Consider the following 17504-nt stretch of genomic DNA (forward strand, 5'->3'; position numbering starts at 1 on the left):
GCTAACGTCCATCGTGGAGAGGGAAACAACCCAGACCGTCAGCTAAGGTCCCAAAGTGTATGTTAAGTGGGAAACGATGTGGGAAGGCTAAAACAGCTAGGAGGTTGGCTTAGAAGCAGCCATCCTTTAAAGAAAGCGTAATAGCTCACTAGTCGAGTCGGCCTGCGCGGAAGATGTAACGGGGCTAAACATACCACCGAAGCTACGGCTGCGAACTTTGTTCGCGGGGTAGGGGAGCGTTCTGTAAGCGGCTGAAGGTGAACTGTAAGGTTTGCTGGACGTATCAGAAGTGCGAATGCTGACATGAGTAACGATAATGCGGGTGGAAAAACCCGCACGCCGGAAGACCAAGGGTTCCTATCCCATGTTAATCAGGGTAGGGTGAGTCGACCCCTAAGGCGAGGCTGAAGAGCGTAGTCGATGGGAAACGGGTTAATATTCCCGTACTTGGTATAAATGCGATGGGGGGACGGAGCAGGCTAGGCAAGCATGGCGTTGGTTGTCCATGTGAAAGGCTGTAGGCTGGTGACTTAGGAAAATCCGGGTCGCTAAGGCTGAGAGTCGAGACGAGCTACTACGGTAGTGAAGTTGTTGATGCCCTACTTCCAGGAAAAGCCTCTAAGCTTCAGTTTATATCGAATCGTACCCTAAACCGACACAGGTGGTCAGGTAGAGAATACTAAGGCGCTTGAGAGAACTCGGGTGAAGGAACTAGGCAAAATTGTACCGTAACTTCGGGAGAAGGTACGCTCTTGTTTGTGAAGGATTTACTCCGTAAGCAAACGAGAGCCGCAGTGACCAGGTGGCTGGGACTGTTTATTAAAAACACAGCACTGTGCAAAATCGTAAGATGACGTATACGGTGTGACACCTGCCCGGTGCCGGAAGGTTAATTGATGGGGTTAGACGTTTGTCGAAGCTCTTGATCGAAGCCCCGGTAAACGGCGGCCGTAACTATAACGGTCCTAAGGTAGCGAAATTCCTTGTCGGGTAAGTTCCGACCTGCACGAATGGTGTAACCATGGCCACGCTGTCTCCACCCGAGACTCAGTGAAATTGAAATCGCAGTGAAGATGCTGTGTACCCGCGGCTAGACGGAAAGACCCCGTGAACCTTTACTACAGCTTGGCACTGAACATTGACCCTACATGTGTAGGATAGGTGGGAGGCTTTGAAGCACAGTCGCTAGATTGTGTGGAGCCGTCCTTGAAATACCACCCTTGTAGTGTTGATGTTCTAACTTAGGCCCCTAATCGGGGTTGAGGACAGTGCCTGGTGGGTAGTTTGACTGGGGCGGTCTCCTCCCAAAGAGTAACGGAGGAGCACGAAGGTTGGCTAAGTACGGTCGGACATCGTACGGTTAGTGTAATGGTAGAAGCCAGCTTAACTGCGAGACAGACACGTCGAGCAGGTACGAAAGTAGGTCATAGTGATCCGGTGGTTCTGAATGGAAGGGCCATCGCTCAACGGATAAAAGGTACTCCGGGGATAACAGGCTGATACCGCCCAAGAGTTCATATCGACGGCGGTGTTTGGCACCTCGATGTCGGCTCATCACATCCTGGGGCTGAAGTCGGTCCCAAGGGTATGGCTGTTCGCCATTTAAAGTGGTACGCGAGCTGGGTTTAGAACGTCGTGAGACAGTTCGGTCCCTATCTGCCGTGGGCGTTTGAGAATTGAGAGGGGCTGCTCCTAGTACGAGAGGACCGGAGTGGACGAACCGCTGGTGTTCGGGTTGTTATGCCAATAGCATTGCCCGGTAGCTACGTTCGGAATCGATAACCGCTGAAAGCATCTAAGCGGGAAGCGAGCCTCGAGATGAGTTCTCACTTTAACTTTAAGTTAACTGAAGGGCCGTTGAAGACTACAACGTTGATAGGCGAGATGTGGAAGTGCTGTGAGGCATTGAGCTAACTCGTACTAATTACCCGTGAGGCTTAACCATACAACGCCAAAGTGGTTTTAAGCTTGTTAGAAGTTAAGAATATAAGTAGACGATAAGAATTTAATTACGCTCTCCGAATTTAAGCATTGTGACTAGATAAGCTCTTATGAGAAATCAATTCACCTTGCGCAAATGAAATGACAAAAAAGACGTCATTAGCCATTTGCACGAAAAGAATTTGCTTGGTAACCATAGCATTTTGGAACCACCTGATCCCATGCCGAACTCAGTAGTGAAACGAAATAGCGCCGATGATAGTGTGGGGTTTCCCATGTGAAAGTAGGACATTGCCAAGCGCCAAATAAAAGAAAGCCCGATTCGAAAGAGTCGGGCTTTTTTCGTGCTAAATCGTCTCGAATGTTGCAGAGGTCATGCACATTGATAAAGAGACGAATTAGCGCAAGGTGAAGGGAGCATCCTTCACCGCCGACAAGGCAAACTCAAGATTTCCTCAGCAACAGCTAAACTAGCTTATTTCACCTTGCGCAAATTGAACGTACTCGCTTCGCTCGTTATCGTTACATTTTGCACGTTAATCACCTTACGCAAAAAGAGCGTACTCACTGCGTTCGTTGTTGTTAACCTTTTATACCCCTTAATGCCTTAATAAAAATAAAATGTATCTACTGCCATTATAAAAACTTGTTATAGTCTTGAGTTTATGACGACATTTAGTCTTTTATTACGATCAATTTTGTAAGCTATCATCTGCCGCTTCTTTACTTTAATTTTATACTCGCTTTATGTTCACTACATATAGTCTCGCAAGCATAAATGACGTGGCCCATCAATTGCTATTATCATAATCGATCTTCATTTGGCTTAAGTATTCAGCGTTTAGCATTGCGATTTAATTTTAACTGTATATACTCACAGTAAATGCACTGTATGGAAAACCAGTTATATGCGACCTTTAACTAAACGCCAAGAACAAGTATTCGAACTGATTAAAGTCTTTATTAAAGACACCGGTATGCCGCCGACTCGAGCAGAAATTGCGGAATCTTTAGGTTTTCGTAGTGCTAATGCTGCAGAAGAGCATTTGAAAGCGCTGGCTAAAAAAGGAGTTATTGAAATGGTACCAGGTGCGAGTCGTGGCATTCGTTTGGTTGAAGCCGATGAGCCAGAGCAGCTTGGATTACCGTTAGTCGGTCGCGTTGCTGCTGGTGAGCCTATCTTGGCACAAGAGCATATTGAAAATCACTGTCAAGTAGATCCTGGAATGTTTCAGCCTTCTGCAGATTACTTACTCCGCGTCAATGGTATGAGTATGAAAAACATTGGCATAATGGATGGGGACTTACTCGCTGTTCATAGAACTCAAGTTGCCAACAACGGGCAAGTTGTTGTTGCTCGAGTTGAGGAAGACGTAACCGTTAAACGATTCGAAAAAGTCGGTAAAAAAGTATTTTTGCATGCGGAAAATGAAGACTTCTCACCGATTGAAGTCGATCTAGAGCAAGAGGTATTTAATATTGAAGGCCTTGCTGTGGGTGTTATTCGCGGTAACTTGTAACGTTTTGCTTATGTAAGCTGAGATCTTGCATTTCAGCTTCTTTCCCCAAAACCTCTTTTTATAAATTAACAGACCTCTTTTAAGCTATACTTTCATATCATATACTTACGTTACATAAATATAACATCAGCTTTGGAATACGTGCTTGTTAAGCAAAAATAAAAATTATTTTGCACTAAATTCTTGATTCGCGGTCAGAGCTAGTCGTCTTAAATTAAAGAACTAACAATTTATTTGTATCCACAAGTTACATTTGATTTCAAAAGAGATCAGAGGCTTGCTTGTGATTGTGTTAAAAACACTGGAAATGACTAGAATATGGAGCAGCCTATGACTTGGTTTAAAGTAGTATTAATTGTGGTTTTGGTATGCATTGTATCTGCCTGTGCATCAAGTTCAAACAATACACGCTCAGGTTTTTTACCTAATTACGACATACTCCTCCCTTCTGATGATTATGAAGACACCAATTTATTCGTCGACAGCACATTTAACCGTGAAGCGTTAAGTAAAATTAAGGTGCTTTATATACCCCAATTTGAAGTGTGGATTAACGCTTCTGAATCTGAGTTTTTAAATATTAACCCTCAGCATGTTGCTAAGTTAAGTCATTACATGCAGTCGCAAATGCAAGACAAGTTGAGTCCTTATTATAAAGTTGTCACTACAAAGCCTGTAAGTGCAGATGAAACTGTGCTCACCATTGAAGGCGCTTTTACAGATGTGCAATTTGAACCGACTTCATTGCAGGTAAGAGATTTTGTCCCTATTCGGTTAGTGTACAACGCGGGTAAAACAGCTTACTTAGCTGCAACAGAGCAAACAGAGGCACTCACTCATGTTTCTCTTGAGTCGGCATTTTATTTGGGGAGCAGTCAAAACCCTGTAGTAATGATGACGGCACACAAAGAATTAGATGCGGTACTAAAAGCGGATGGTACTGAGAATGTTGAAACGGTTAAGGTCGTACTTGACGTTTGGATAAATAATTTTGTTACTGCGATGACTAAACATCGCAATGTTCGGTAAAACTAAAGGAGCTTTTATGAAGATAATAAAAGGCAAGCAGCTAGGTGTTATGGCGGTATTTTGCTTGGCATTAATTGGTTGTTCAGAGCAAAAATCAGAGCAAGAGCAATCAGAGCAGCTTCGTCCAGTGAGGACACTATTGCTGTCTTCACAAGTTGATGGCCCTTTAGTGGAATTTCCTGCGGTAGTTGATGCTGCTTCTTCGGCGGATCTATCATTTAAAGTACCGGGTGAAGTGACAGAGCTGCTGGTAAAGCAGGGGCAAGAAATTCAACTTGGTGATGTTATTGCTAAGTTAGACGCAACAGAATATAAATTGTCTTTAGATGAAGCGCAGGCCAATTATAACAAGGCGCAGGCTGATTTTAGCCGAGCTAAACAGCTCATTAAATCGGGTACGATTTCGCAATCTGACTATGATCAACTTCAGTCCCATTTTACCAGTGCAAAAAGTAAACTGGCAAATGCGAAAAACAACTTATCATACACGAGCTTGAAAGCATCATTTTCAGGAGTTGTTGCGCGTACGTACATAGAGCGTTTTGAAGAGGTGCAAGCTAAGCAAGTTATTGCGACATTGCAAGATATCAAGCATGTAACACTTAAAGTTAATGTGCCAGAGAGTTTAATGATTAAAGTCTCAAAAGATGCGCCTAAACACATTATTGCAGAGTTTTCAGGGATCCCTGATAAAACATTTCCATTAGACTTTGTTGAAGTGAGTACACAAGCGGATGAGGTAACGAAAGCCTATGAGGTTACTCTCAGCATGACGCGCCCCGAGGGTTACAACATCTTACCGGGCATGACAGCTAAAGTACTTGCCAAAGGCGCTGATGTGAATAAAAGCGGTCTCTACTTACCAATAAAAACGGTGCTTAAAGATGCATCCGGTAATTTTGTGTGGACAGTGGAGTCTGCTGGAGCAGGTAAGGGAAAAATTAAGAAAAACCCGGTTGTGATTGGTGAGGTGTCGACCTTAGGCTTCCCAGTGATCAGTGGTGTCTCTGAAGGTGCTTATATTGTGACTGCCGGCATGAGTAAAGTGAGCGAAGGCCAACTTGTAAAATTTAACAAGGGGGCACAGTGAATATAACCAGACTTGCATTAGAAAATAATCGGACAACTTGGGTACTAATAGCGGCATTGTTGTTTTTTGGGATTATTTCGTTCAATAAAATGCCAAAAGATTATGATCCTGGTTTTATTATCAGAACTGCGCAAGTGGTTACCTACTTTCCCGGGGCAAGCCCGCAGCGAGTAGAGGAGCTTGTCACTGATCAAATCGAAAAAGTAGTACAGCAGATCCCTGAATTGGATTTTGTCAGTAGCACCTCTAAAACAGGTGTATCTATCGTTAGCGTCAATATCAAAGAAAGCTATAAGAATATGCGTCCTATCTGGGATAACTTACGGCGTAAGATCCAAAGTATTGAGAAGGATTTACCCAGTGATGCGCAGACTCCCATTGTAAACGATGAGTTTGGGGATGTGTTTGGTATTGTTATTGGGCTAACTGCAGAAGGCTATACCTACCGTGAATTGGAAGATGTGGCTGAGCAGGTGAGAGATACTTTGCTACGCTTACCTGAGGCTGCAAAAGTTGAAATTTATGGTAACCAAGAGCAGCGTGTATTTATTGAATTTGAAAATGCGCGGCTTGGTGCCCTTGGTATTTCACCTAATCAGCTGAAGGAACAACTGGCATCACGTAATATAGTGAACCCTGGTGGTTCGATTTATATTAATGATGAGACCCTCGCGCTTGAACCGAGTGGCAATTTTGAGTCGGTAGAAGACATTGCCAATACCATCATCAATGTACCTGGTAGTGAACAGGTATTGCTACTTTCAGACATTGCAGTTGTCTATCGTGATTATGTTGACCCTGCCAAGTCTAAAGTGCGGGTTGGTTTAGATGAAGGCCTGACGATAGCTATCTCAATGCGTCAAGGCGGCAATAATATTGCTCTGGGCGAGCAAGTGTTAGAAACGCTGAACTATTTAGAGAGTGTTTATCCTATTGGGGTTGAATTTAAGTTGCTCTCTTTCTTACCCAAAGAAGTAGAGCAAAAAGTCAGTGACTTTGTTTCAAACCTTTTGCAAGCGGTATTGGTCGTCACCTTAGTGATGTTATTCACTTTAGGGCTAAGAACGGGCCTTATTGTTGCTAGCCTTATCCCAATGAGCATGGTGTTTGGTATTTTGGTGATGTCATTTTTCCATATCAGCATTGACCAAATATCATTAGCTGCACTCATTATCGCGCTTGGGATGTTAGTGGATAATGGCATTGTGATGTCTGAAAACATCATGGTACAAATGGAGCGCGGCAAGGCTGCGATAGATGCTGCGGTTGACTCGGCGGATGAATTAAAGGTTCCCTTGTTAGTGTCTTCATTGACCACTGGCGCTGCTTTTTTACCTATCTTTTTGGCTGAATCATCGACTGGTGAATACACGGCTTCGCTGTTTAAAGTGGTGACTATCACGCTGTTATGCTCTTGGTTATTGGCAATGACCATGATCCCAATGTTATGTGTGTATTTTACACGTGTGAAATCACAAGCAGCTGATTACAACACGGGCGTTTATTTAACGTATAAAAACCTTTTAACCACTATGATACGCCACCGTTGGATCACGCTGATGGCATGTGTGGCTGCATTTTTTATTGCCCTGCAAGGCATGCAGTTAATTCCGAAATTGTTTTTTCCACCATCGGACCGTGACTATTTTAAAGTAGAGTTAGAGCTACCTATCGGTACTCGACTTGAAACTACCGAAGCTTTAGTGAAAGACATGGAAGCCTATATCCAAAATGAGCTATTGGTTTCTAGTGAACGTTCTGAGGGCGTCACGCAGTGGGTAAGCTATGTCGGTAATGGTGGCCCAAGGTTTTTATTAACTCATACGCCAGAGCCAACGAGTTCAAATTATGCGTTGATGATCGTCAGTACTACGTCTTATCAATTGATTGATGATTTGATGCTTGATATTGAGCAGTATGCATTGAGTAGACACCCAGACTTATTGATAAAGCAAAGAAAAATTGAAAATGGTGCACCGATAGCTAACCCAGTAGAGATCCGACTCTCTGGTGACGATCAAGGTACCTTGATGGCGATTGTCGATCAGTTAAAAGCGCAAATGGCGGCGACTCAGGGGCTCAAAGCAATCAGCGATGATTGGGGTTTACCAAGCAAAAAGGTACAGATCAAAATAAATCAAACCCGCGCACGACGTGTGGGAGTATCGAGTAAAGATATCGCAAGTTCATTACAAACTGGTTTTAGTGGTTTGGAGCTCACACAATACCGTGAAGGCAATGAGTTAATCCCGGTTACCTTACGTTCTGTGGCTGCTGATAGAGATGATATTGGCAAATTAGAAGCTATGATGGTTTACTCACAAGCAACTGGTGCATCGGTTCCGTTAAAGCAGGTAGCAGATATAGAAGTGGTATGGGAAAGCGCTCAAATCTTACGACGCGACCGTTTAAAAACCGTTGCAGTGGGGGCACAGCTAGATGGCATTACGGCAAATGAAGGATTTGCGGCATTAGTGCCTTGGTTGGAAGAGCAAAAGCAAAACTGGCCATTTGGATATTCATATGAATTAGGGGGAGAGGCTGAATCTTCTGGTAAAGCCAATCAGTCAATAGCAGATAAAATGCCGATAGCGGTATTTATTATCGTTATCTTGCTGATAGGTCAATTTAACTCGATCCGTAAGTCAATTATTGTCCTGACTACAATTCCATTGGGATTTATTGGCGTGATCTTGGGTCTACTAGTAGGACAATCATTTTTTGGTTTTATGACTTTACTCGGTATCATTTCATTAGCGGGTATAGTGATAAACAATGCGATTGTATTATTGGAGCGGATCAAAATTGAGCTCGAGAATACGCCAAATAACCCTGTGGAAGGGATCATTTCCGCTGCACAGCAGCGTATGCGGCCGATTTTGTTAACAACCGCGACGACTGTATTTGGTCTAATCCCATTGTACTTGGGTGGCGGAGAAATGTGGGAACCGATGGCACTTGGGATCATGGGTGGCTTGCTATTTTCTACCCTACTCACACTTGGTATTGTGCCTGTGCTCTATGCGTTATTTTATAGAATAAAGGTTCAAAACTAGTAGTGATATGGCGTTCATTCAGTTTAAAAGGTGAACGCCGGTAAAAGCCTGTTAATGAATGTAACCCTTAAGTTTTCGTTCAGCGTAGTGAGCAGAATATGAACACACAGGCTAACCAGAGGAGTAAACGATGAAACTTTTCAAATATGCAATTGTGGCACTTTTCATGCCAATGATGGCCAGTGCTGGAGAAGCTAAGGTGACATGGCTAGACTTTAAAGAGTATAGAGATGTGTTCCCTGCAAAAGAAACTCGTGGCGGATATCACAAGCGTATTGCAAAACAATTTGATGCCCACTTGAGTAAGTTGGCGTCAGAGATGCCAGAAGGCTATACGTTAGCGCTGACGTTTGAAGACGTTGATTTAGCAGGTGATGTTAGATTTAACATGAATGATATTCGGATCATTAAACCTATTTATTTTCCACGTTTAAAAATTGCCTACAACGTGACTGATAAGGCGGGTAATGTAATTGTAGAATCTCAATCTAAAGTATTAAAAGATATGGGCTTTATGGATCGGATAAAATTCGGGAGAGATACTGAGTTTTATTATGATAAACGGTTATTAAGCGATTGGTTTGAAGATGAGGTTGCCCCGGTAATCACATCAAAGAGTAAATAAAAAAGAGCGCGTCAGCGCTCTTTTTTATTTGAATGTTGCCAGCAATTGCAGTAACTGCTGAAGCTTAAATACGGTTTTCTTCAGTTTATCTTCATCTAATTGTTCTGATTGACTTAAGGCATCGACATCTGCTGCTACATCAAGCACATAAGGTTTAAAACGTTTAGCTTCAAAACCAAATCCAGCATCTTTAGTGAACAGTGATGTGAATTTTCCATGCCCTTGCTGCTGTAATTCATCTAATTTTTTATCTGCATCAAGTGCTTGACGATAAACAACTTTTAAATTTTCGTTAAGTTTTTCGATGATTGCTTGCATGTTTTTCCTAAAGTGTTGGATAAATCGGCCGATATTTTACTCGGATCCATCAAACTTGTCAGGTGAATACCTATGAATATTTCCGGAAGTAACCTTCCTGCTATGTCTGGCGCTGGTCCAGGTGGCGAAGTATACAGTGCTTCTCTGGCGAAAAAGCAACAGCAGGCAGATGGACGAGCAGCCCTCGCGTTAATTGAATCGGCAGGGAGTACTGCGGCAGCGCAAACTCCAGCTAAGTCAGTAACGGCAACCTTGGGCAACAACATCAACGTATATGCTTAATATACGTTGATGTTCGCATTTTAATTTAAATGCAAATCAATCGGCGTCTTACTTTGTTTGCCGCCGATTTCTCTCACTAGCTTGGGCACTAAAAACCCTGGTAATGTTTCTAGCATGTGTGCAACCAAATCAATCGCCTCTGATTCGTTTATGTCAAAGTGGCTGGCACCTTCAACTTTATCGAGTAAATGTAGGTAATAAGGCAATATATCACTGTCAAATAAGGCTTCGCTCAGCGCTGATAATGTTTGAGCACAATCGTTGATCCCTTTGAGCAGTACCGATTGATTTAGCAATGTGACACCGGCCTGTTTAAGCTTACTCATCGCAGCCTTAAAATCATCGTCTATTTCATTTGGGTGATTAATGTGATTAACCAAAATAGCTTTGAGACGGCTGTTTGCTAATCGATTACACAGTGCATCGGTCACCCTTGCAGGAATAACCACGGGTAAGCGACTGTGGATCCTAATACGTTTTATCTGGGGCAATGCTTCTAATTCATCTAATAGCCAACTGATCATGTCATCTTTGGCCATCAGTGGATCGCCACCGCTTAATATCACTTCATTAATTTCAGGATGTTCAACCAGGTACTCAAATATCGGTGCAAGCGCCCGCTTATTAATTTGGTTATCTTGATAGGGGAAATGACGTCTAAAGCAATATCTGCAGTTTACTGCGCATCCTGTTTTCAGCATTAACAGCACTCGAGATTGGTATTTATGCAAAAGGCCTGGTACAGGTGCATCTTGCTCCTCTAGCGGGTCTTTGTTAAATCCTGAAGCTGCAATAAACTCCTGATGCAGCGGCATCACTTGCAATAACAAGGGATCGCTGGGATCACCGTAGCGCATTTTGGCAATAAAGGGTCTTGGCACACGAACAGGGAAAAGTCGCTTCGCAGCAAGGTCTTTTGCATTGAAATGGGTCTCCAAACCCAACATTTTGAGTAGTGTATCTGGGCAAGTAACGACATTTGCCAATTCTTTTTGCCAGTTACTATGCAAATTTACTTCATTTATTTGTATCATTAGCAGGTTTATTACTCGAAATACGATGATTAGAGGATACGATGGCGAATTATAGCACCAACGAGTTCAAGGGCGGCCTAAAAATTATGATTGATGGCGAGCCTTGTACGATCCTAGAAAACGAAATGGTTAAACCAGGTAAAGGCCAAGCTTTCAACCGCGTTAAGATCCGTAAGTTGATCTCAGGAAAAGTATTAGAAAAAACGTTTAAATCTGGCGACTCTGTGGAAGGCGCAGACGTGATGGAAACAGATCTAGCTTATCTTTATACAGATGGCGAGTTCTGGCACTTCATGAACAACGACACATTTGAGCAAATCGCAGCGGACGAAAAAGCATTGGGTGACAATGTAAAGTGGTTAGTTGAAAACGACGTTTGTACAATCACACTGTGGAACGGCAACCCGATTGCAGTAACACCACCAAACTTTGTTGAGCTAGAGATCACAGATACAGATCCTGGTCTAAAAGGTGACACAGCGGGTACTGGTGGTAAGCCAGCGACACTAACAACCGGTGCGGTTGTACGTGTACCACTGTTTGTACAAATTGGTGAAGTGATCAAAGTTGATACGCGTACTGGCGAATACGTGAGCCGCGTTAAGTAATTATTTACTTAATCACTTTGACGTAAGAAAATCTCGGCTTCGGTCGAGATTTTTTTTGTCGTTATCAATATTATCTGAGGTAACCCATGAATGAGGTGAAGTGGGCGCCGAGTGCGCAAATTGAAACCCTTAAACAGCGTGCAGCAGTACTGGCAAGTATCCGTTCATTTTTTGCTGAGCGTGATGTCTATGAAGTGGAAACGCCGAGTTTAAGTCAGGCGTCAGTGACGGATGTTCATTTGGCGACATTCTCAACGCAGTTTGTTGGGCCGAGCTATGCTCAAGGTTTGCCTCTGTATTTACAGACCTCCCCCGAGTTTGCGATGAAACGCTTACTTGCAGCGGGTAGCGGTGCGATTTATCAAATTAGCAAAGCGTTTCGAAACGAAGAGTCCGGCCGTCATCATAACCCAGAATTTACCATGCTCGAGTGGTACCGCCCAGGGTTTGATGAGCATTTATTGATGGATGAAATTGATGCGCTTATGCAGTGCATTTTATCTTGTGATAAAGCACAAAGAATAAGTTACCAAGCGGCATTTCAGCAATATTTGTCCATCGATCCGTTAACAATAGAGTTGGAGTCATTGAAAGCAGTCTGTGCAGAGTATGGCTATCAAGACATTGCTGACCAAGAAACGACTATTGACCCTTTGTTGCAGCTGCTATTTTGCATGGAAATTGAACCTCAGATTGGACAAGATATTCCTTGTTTTGTTTACCACTTTCCTGCATCACAAGCTGCACTGGCTAAATTAAATGAACAAGATAAGCGAGTAGCGGGGCGTTTTGAGCTGTACTACAAAGGGATGGAACTGGCTAACGGCTTCAATGAATTGACTGATGCTGAGGAGCAGAGTAAGCGCTTTGATGAAGATAACTTGCAGCGCCAGCAAATGAATTTGCCTACCGTAGATAAAGATATGCGTTTTTTAGCCGCACTAGGTCAAGGCTTGCCGAATTGTGCAGGGGTTGCTTTGGGCATTGACCGCTTGGTGATGCTGGCCACAGACAAGCGCGAGATAAAGGAAGTGATTGCCTTTGATATTGAACGTGCCTAAAGTACGGTGGATACAAAAAAGCTCAGCATTTGCTGAGCTTTTTTATTAAACAAATCGCTGCAACTCTTTTTGTGTGGTGGCTGTAAGCTGGTGGGCATGTTGACAGTCACTGAGTGCAGTATCTAACTGCTCTTTTGCTGATTGACCCAATTGGACAATTTGCTGCACAGCTTGGTGAGTGTGGTTTTGTGTTTCTTCCAGCTGATGTACGGCACTGACAATTTCTTCTAGCTGTGACTGGTTGCGCTCAAAGTCCTCACTCATATTAGCAAAACCTTGAGAAGTTTCGCTAATGGCTTTTTCTGCACCGCTTGAATGAGAGATCAGTTGTTCAGACTCCTGATGTGTTTCACTGACAAGGTGATCCATTTGGTTGATAAAGTCGCTGATCTGCCTTGTGGCATCATTCACTTTAACCGATAAGTTTCTTACTTCATCGGCGACGACCGCAAATCCGCGACCTGCTTCACCGGCACGCGCAGCCTCAATTGCAGCATTCAACGCAAGTAAGTTTGTTTGGTCAGAAAACTCTTCAACCATTTTGAGGATATTACGGATATTGTCGCTATTTTCTTTGAGTCCAGCGACCGTGGTTGAGAAGTTCCCCAGTAATGACGTGATCTGCTGCACTTCACTAACCAGCGTCAATAAAGACTGCGATGAGCCTCTAACAAAGTGCAAGCTCTCTGTGTTGGCTTGATAAACTTGGTCGGTATTACTGACAATACTTTGCAGGCTGTGTGTTACCTGATCGCTGGCTGCGATAATGGTGTCGCCTTGGTTAATTTGCTGTGCACCCACGGATACCGTGTTGGTCATGGAGTAGGTCACTTGCTGGTTGCTCGCTGTGGCGGCTTCAGCGCTTTTATAGGTATTCCCCAACAGTTCACCTAGGTGAGCGGTAAAAGTATTGTACTGTGCACTGAGATCTCTAAATTCATCATAAGTAAATTGAGGAAGCTGCGCCGATAAATCTCCATCCTGACGATTTATTTGCTCTAACCTGTCTCGCATAGCTTGCACTGGACGTACGATCAAAAAGCGCATGTAAAAGAAGGTGAATATGAAAGCCGCAACAGATGCGAATGCGAGTAGCCAAAAACCACCAAATTTGCTACCAGAGTCACTCAAATATGAATAGAGCCAGCCTAAAGTGAGCAGTTGAAATACAAATAAAAACCCAAGGTTACCGAAAATTTTTCGGGTTAATGTATAAAACAAAGACTCTTCAATTAAATTATATATCCGCATGTACAAACTCGTCATAGGCTATCACTCGCCAATTGGGTAAATACTGACTCAATCCATCGTTCTGGCCAGAAATTTACGATCAGTCTTATTAAAGTATACCATTTAGTGGAATTATTTAAGCTTGTAAGCGTTGGTTTCCCAACTAAACGCTATTTTTTGTAAAATAGCGAGCCTTATTCAAAAATGGCTGGAAAAGTTACTTGTTTTGCCATTTATTGATGACCATTTTTGCATGACACGGATAATTGCTAAATATCCCATCTACACCCATCTCAAGCACTTGCTCTAGGTCCTGTTGTTTATCCACAGTGTAAGTATAAACCTTTAACCCTCTTTGCTTTGCATCGTTAACAAATTCATGGTTAATGAAATTTTTGTCGACATGAATGCTATAGGCGTGAAGGCGTTGTGCAAATTCAGCATAGTTAAGTGGGATTGAGGCCGTTAACGCCCCAATTTTGACCCAAGGTAGTTTTTGTTTTAGCCAAACTAGCTGGTGGTGATCAAATGAAGATAGGATGAGTTGTGATCGCTCAAAGACATCTTCTTGTACATTTTTTTCAATGTAATGGACAAACTTATCTAAGCTGTATGTGTGTTTTAATTCGAGGTTAATATCCGCTTGCTTACCGATTAAATTGAATACTTCTTGCAGTGTTGGGATCCCTTCACCATTGCCTGCATCCAGTTTGTTTAATTCTGATCTCGACGCATGCCTGACCATGCCTTTTCCATTCGTTGTTCGGTCCAACCATGTATCATGAATGATGGCATAATCATCATGGCAGCTTTGTACATCAAGTTCTATACCATGTACACCCACCTCTAAAGCTGCGCTAATTGCACTTAGCGAGTTTTCGGGATACATGCCGCTGGCACCGCGGTGTGCAAATACTTGGATCATCATTTATTCCTTGTTATTGACCAAGTTTCATAAAAAGCGGCACTGACTACTAAGATACCGCCAATAAGTGTTGTCATACTGGTTGTCTCAGATAACAGCATATAAGCCAATACAATGCCATACAAGGGCTGCAAGCATGAAATTAGTCCAGTTGTGGTTGCGCTCAAATAGCGTAAGCTGCTGGCAAATAATGAGTGAGGAATGGCTGTGAATACTACGCCAGCTAGGAGCAAGTAGTAGATGTCTTGTAATGGTAAGCTTGTTGGCGGGGCGTCAACAAACATAGACAAAACAACCGCGGCGGTTAAAGTTTGATAAAGCATCGTATGGGGGCCGCCATATTGTGAAAAGTACTTTTTTTGTAGCAGGTTACGCATGGCAAAAAATGCACCAGACAGCACGCCAGTTAAAATACCGAAGGTCACTTGGTCGCCTAAATCAGTATTAGGCATCATTAAATAAATACCAAAAATCACCATGGTAGCAATCAACAAGTCGGCAAGCTTCAGACGTGTTTTGCTAAACAGCGGCTCTAGTAAAACAGTGATCACGGGATAGGTAAAAAAAGCAATGATGCCTGTGGCAATGCCCGCCATTTGCATCGCGGCAAAATAGGTCACCCAGTGAATACCAATAATGATGCCTAACCCGATAACAATAAAATAGTCTTTGCGCTGATTAAGCTTAAGATGTTTGTTTTGCATTTTGAGAATGAGCGTTAACGCGATAAATGCGATAGCGGTGCGATAAACAGTTATATCAAGCGCAGGGAGCGCGATGAGCTTAGAGAAAAGGGCGGTGCCGCCAAATAGAAAAACCGCGAGGTGTAAGTTTATAAGTGCCGATTGATGTTGCTGCATAGTTTTTATCTTTTATTGTTTGCTAAATTTATTTGAATTAAGTGACAACTGTCACTGAGTGATTCAGCAAGAGCATGTTAAATTAAAAATAACATTCTATATACCTTAGAAAAGTAACAGTGATGAATTTAAGTGTCGGGCATTTTACACATTCAATGCATATTGCGAGACCAAGTAGGCATTTTTTGGGCAACTATGGTCATTTATTTTTTTCAGTATTTTATTTTTTCCCACTGTATCGAAGTTGGAATATACATACCCGTGCTGAAATCGCATATGAGGTAATCGCTTATGTTGTATTTGCACTTATTTACTGCAAAGCACTGAAATCGCCATCGAGTAAAGTACTTCCCTTCATTATCATCATGGTATTGATCTGCATATTGGCAACTCAGTTGACACCTGGCACGAGTACGTTATTTGGTTATATTGCATATTTTATCGGGTTTTGTTTTCTGGGCTTTGCTCGTTGGTTAATGTTTTTTTTTCTGGTGTTATCTATTGCCGTAGTGACTTTATTATTTATTCCCATGAATGACTGGGCATACTTTCTCGGGCCTGCATTGGTCGTCTCTTTGGGGCTATTCAGTTTTGGCTTTGTTGAATATAAAGATAGGATCCATAACGACGAAACACGAAAAAGTAAAGAGCAGCTCCAGCAGTTAGCAAAAATTGCTGAGCGAGAACGGATTGCGAGAGATTTACACGACTTACTCGGACATTCACTCAGCTCTATCTCATTAAAATCAGAGCTGGCCAGTAAATTTATTGTTGCAGGTCTATTGGATAAGGCGGAAACGGAAGCACAAGAAGTTGCTAAGCTTGCGCGAGTTGCCTTATCTGAAGTAAGAGAAGCCGTATCCGGTATGCAGCAGTTAGGGCTAACAGCGCAATTGGATGTGATGGCATCTCGCCTACAGGATAAAGGCGTTAAGGTTCACAAAGAGGTTGAATGTGGAGATATTTCTGCACAAAAAGAAAGTTGCTTTTGCTTTGTTGCTAAAGAGGCGGTAACGAATGTACTCAAACATAGTAATGCCACCGAGATAAAAATATCTCTCAATGAGCAAAGCAATTATCACCAACTCACTTTTGAAGATGATGGGCAAATAGGTGCCGTTATCTGGGGTAATGGATTACGTGGGATTAAGTCTCGTATTGAAGAGCTAGGCGGCCATATTCAGGTGACGACATCGGATGGTTATAAGCTGGTGGCGCAACTTCCAAAATAAGGAGTAGAAATGAAAGTTTTAGTGGTTGAAGACCAAGCATTAGTGAGAAATGCCATTTCGGCATTGTTGAGTTTGGAACCTGGATTGGAAGTGATAGGCCAAGTTGAAGATGGTCAACAAGCACTTGAGTTCTTAGTAAACAACACGCCAGATATTGTGCTCAGTGATATTGAAATGCCTAAGGTAACCGGGCTAGATCTGGCTCAGGAAATACAAAAAAAATACCCAACAGTAAAAGTTGTGATCATGACGACATTTTCTCGCAGTGGCTATATTCGTCGTGCAATGGAGTCTAATGCGAAGGGGTTTATTCTCAAAGAGGCACCGAGTGACTATTTGATAAATGCATTGAAGAAAGCCTCTGTTGGACAAAAAGTCATTGATCCAGAGCTGGCGATGAATGCGCTCAATGACAGTGACCCGCTATCTGACAAAGAAAGGAAGGCGTTACGACTGGCAGGTGAGGGCTTGAAAACGAAGCAAATTGCAGCGTCTTTGTACTTGAGTGAAGGTACTGTGAGAAATTATTTATCAGATGCCATTGCTAAATTAAATGCGACAAATCGTATCGATGCGGCACGTATTGCTAGACAAAAGGGTTGGCTTTAATTTAATTTTGCCCCTATAAATGGTAGTTTTCCCTTTATTAGTGGTTTTTATTAGTAATATAATACTAGTAATAAATTAAAATAT

15 protein-coding genes and 2 rRNA genes are annotated in these 17504 nt (G+C 42.7%); 12 read left to right on the forward strand and 5 right to left on the reverse strand.

What is annotated here, in order from left to right:
• From JF50_RS03240 to JF50_RS03270, 7 genes are all read left to right on the forward strand, one after another.
• Positions 1-1945: ribosomal RNA gene (locus tag JF50_RS03240) — 23S ribosomal RNA — on the forward strand; the annotation flags it as partial.
• 181 nt (positions 1946-2126) lie between these two features.
• A 5S ribosomal RNA gene (rrf, locus tag JF50_RS03245) occupies positions 2127-2241 on the forward strand.
• 608 nt (positions 2242-2849) lie between these two features.
• Positions 2850-3461 carry a transcriptional repressor LexA gene (gene lexA, locus JF50_RS03250; RefSeq protein WP_039608086.1) on the forward strand — a complete coding sequence of 204 codons (612 nt, stop codon included), beginning with the start codon at positions 2850-2852 and terminating at the stop codon, positions 3459-3461.
• 330 nt (positions 3462-3791) lie between these two features.
• Positions 3792-4490 carry a DUF3313 family protein gene (locus JF50_RS03255; protein WP_039608087.1) on the forward strand — a complete coding sequence of 233 codons (699 nt, stop codon included), beginning with the start codon at positions 3792-3794 and terminating at the stop codon, positions 4488-4490.
• Positions 4491-4506: 16 nt separating this feature from the next.
• Positions 4507-5580, forward strand: coding sequence for an efflux RND transporter periplasmic adaptor subunit (locus tag JF50_RS03260; protein WP_052262119.1), 1074 nt, complete (start codon positions 4507-4509; stop codon positions 5578-5580).
• Entirely contained in the window at positions 5577-8636 is a 3060-nt protein-coding gene (locus JF50_RS03265; protein WP_039608088.1) for an efflux RND transporter permease subunit, read from the forward strand. The genes JF50_RS03260 and JF50_RS03265 overlap by 4 nt, the downstream gene beginning before the upstream one ends.
• Before the next feature lie 130 nt (positions 8637-8766).
• Positions 8767-9261, forward strand: coding sequence for a DUF3016 domain-containing protein (locus tag JF50_RS03270; protein WP_039608089.1), 495 nt, complete (start codon positions 8767-8769; stop codon positions 9259-9261).
• Between the two features lie 24 nt (positions 9262-9285).
• On the opposite strand, the gene JF50_RS03275 is transcribed toward JF50_RS03270, so the two are convergent.
• Positions 9286-9579 (reverse strand): hypothetical protein, encoded by a 294-nt coding sequence (locus JF50_RS03275; RefSeq protein ID WP_039608090.1) that lies wholly within the window; start codon positions 9577-9579, stop codon positions 9286-9288.
• A gap of 72 nt (positions 9580-9651) precedes the next feature.
• Here JF50_RS03275 and JF50_RS03280 point away from each other — a divergent pair, with 72 nt between their 5' ends.
• Entirely contained in the window at positions 9652-9861 is a 210-nt protein-coding gene (locus tag JF50_RS03280) for a hypothetical protein (protein WP_039608091.1), read from the forward strand.
• A 20-nt stretch (positions 9862-9881) separates the two neighbouring features.
• On the opposite strand, the gene epmB is transcribed toward JF50_RS03280, so the two are convergent.
• Positions 9882-10895, reverse strand: coding sequence for an EF-P beta-lysylation protein EpmB (gene epmB, locus JF50_RS03285; RefSeq protein ID WP_039608092.1), 1014 nt, complete (start codon positions 10893-10895; stop codon positions 9882-9884).
• A gap of 41 nt (positions 10896-10936) precedes the next feature.
• Here epmB and efp point away from each other — a divergent pair, with 41 nt between their 5' ends.
• Positions 10937-11503: an elongation factor P gene (gene efp / locus JF50_RS03290; protein ID WP_039608093.1), complete on the forward strand. Its 567-nt coding sequence runs from the start codon at positions 10937-10939 to the stop codon at positions 11501-11503.
• An 86-nt stretch (positions 11504-11589) separates the two neighbouring features.
• Positions 11590-12564, forward strand: coding sequence for an elongation factor P--(R)-beta-lysine ligase (gene epmA / locus JF50_RS03295; RefSeq protein WP_039608094.1), 975 nt, complete (start codon positions 11590-11592; stop codon positions 12562-12564).
• A 45-nt stretch (positions 12565-12609) separates the two neighbouring features.
• On the opposite strand, the gene JF50_RS03300 is transcribed toward epmA, so the two are convergent.
• From JF50_RS03300 to JF50_RS03310, 3 genes are all read right to left on the reverse strand, one after another.
• Positions 12610-13815 (reverse strand): methyl-accepting chemotaxis protein, encoded by a 1206-nt coding sequence (locus JF50_RS03300; RefSeq protein WP_039608799.1) that lies wholly within the window; start codon positions 13813-13815, stop codon positions 12610-12612.
• A 196-nt stretch (positions 13816-14011) separates the two neighbouring features.
• Positions 14012-14719, reverse strand: a complete 708-nt coding sequence (locus tag JF50_RS03305; RefSeq protein WP_039608095.1) for a glycerophosphodiester phosphodiesterase — start codon at positions 14717-14719, stop codon at positions 14012-14014.
• Positions 14719-15579, reverse strand: a complete 861-nt coding sequence (locus JF50_RS03310) for a DMT family transporter (protein ID WP_039608096.1) — start codon at positions 15577-15579, stop codon at positions 14719-14721. Before JF50_RS03310 ends, JF50_RS03305 begins: the two co-directional genes overlap by 1 nt.
• A 122-nt stretch (positions 15580-15701) precedes the next feature.
• Here JF50_RS03310 and JF50_RS03315 point away from each other — a divergent pair, with 122 nt between their 5' ends.
• Positions 15702-16811, forward strand: coding sequence for a sensor histidine kinase (locus tag JF50_RS03315; RefSeq protein WP_052262120.1), 1110 nt, complete (start codon positions 15702-15704; stop codon positions 16809-16811).
• Between the two features lie 9 nt (positions 16812-16820).
• Positions 16821-17420 carry a response regulator transcription factor gene (locus JF50_RS03320; protein ID WP_039608097.1) on the forward strand — a complete coding sequence of 200 codons (600 nt, stop codon included), beginning with the start codon at positions 16821-16823 and terminating at the stop codon, positions 17418-17420.
• Positions 17421-17504: the final 84 nt, after the last annotated feature.

The organism is Pseudoalteromonas luteoviolacea, assembly GCF_000814765.1.
Taxonomy (GTDB): Bacteria; Pseudomonadota; Gammaproteobacteria; order Enterobacterales; family Alteromonadaceae; genus Pseudoalteromonas; species Pseudoalteromonas luteoviolacea_H.

Coding starts and splice junctions, on each gene's coding strand:
- lexA (WP_039608086.1), top strand. CDS start 2,850: ATGCGACCTTTAACTAAACGCCAAGAACAAGTATTCGAACTGATTAAA.
- JF50_RS03255 (WP_039608087.1), top strand. CDS start 3,792: ATGACTTGGTTTAAAGTAGTATTAATTGTGGTTTTGGTATGCATTGTA.
- JF50_RS03260 (WP_052262119.1), top strand. CDS start 4,507: ATGAAGATAATAAAAGGCAAGCAGCTAGGTGTTATGGCGGTATTTTGC.
- JF50_RS03270 (WP_039608089.1), top strand. CDS start 8,767: ATGAAACTTTTCAAATATGCAATTGTGGCACTTTTCATGCCAATGATG.
- JF50_RS03275 (WP_039608090.1), bottom strand. CDS start 9,579: ATGCAAGCAATCATCGAAAAACTTAACGAAAATTTAAAAGTTGTTTAT.
- JF50_RS03280 (WP_039608091.1), top strand. CDS start 9,652: ATGAATATTTCCGGAAGTAACCTTCCTGCTATGTCTGGCGCTGGTCCA.
- epmB (WP_039608092.1), bottom strand. CDS start 10,895: ATGATACAAATAAATGAAGTAAATTTGCATAGTAACTGGCAAAAAGAA.
- efp (WP_039608093.1), top strand. CDS start 10,937: ATGGCGAATTATAGCACCAACGAGTTCAAGGGCGGCCTAAAAATTATG.
- epmA (WP_039608094.1), top strand. CDS start 11,590: ATGAATGAGGTGAAGTGGGCGCCGAGTGCGCAAATTGAAACCCTTAAA.
- JF50_RS03300 (WP_039608799.1), bottom strand. CDS start 13,815: ATGCGGATATATAATTTAATTGAAGAGTCTTTGTTTTATACATTAACC.
- JF50_RS03305 (WP_039608095.1), bottom strand. CDS start 14,719: ATGATCCAAGTATTTGCACACCGCGGTGCCAGCGGCATGTATCCCGAA.
- JF50_RS03310 (WP_039608096.1), bottom strand. CDS start 15,579: ATGCAGCAACATCAATCGGCACTTATAAACTTACACCTCGCGGTTTTT.
- JF50_RS03315 (WP_052262120.1), top strand. CDS start 15,702: ATGAATTTAAGTGTCGGGCATTTTACACATTCAATGCATATTGCGAGA.
- JF50_RS03320 (WP_039608097.1), top strand. CDS start 16,821: ATGAAAGTTTTAGTGGTTGAAGACCAAGCATTAGTGAGAAATGCCATT.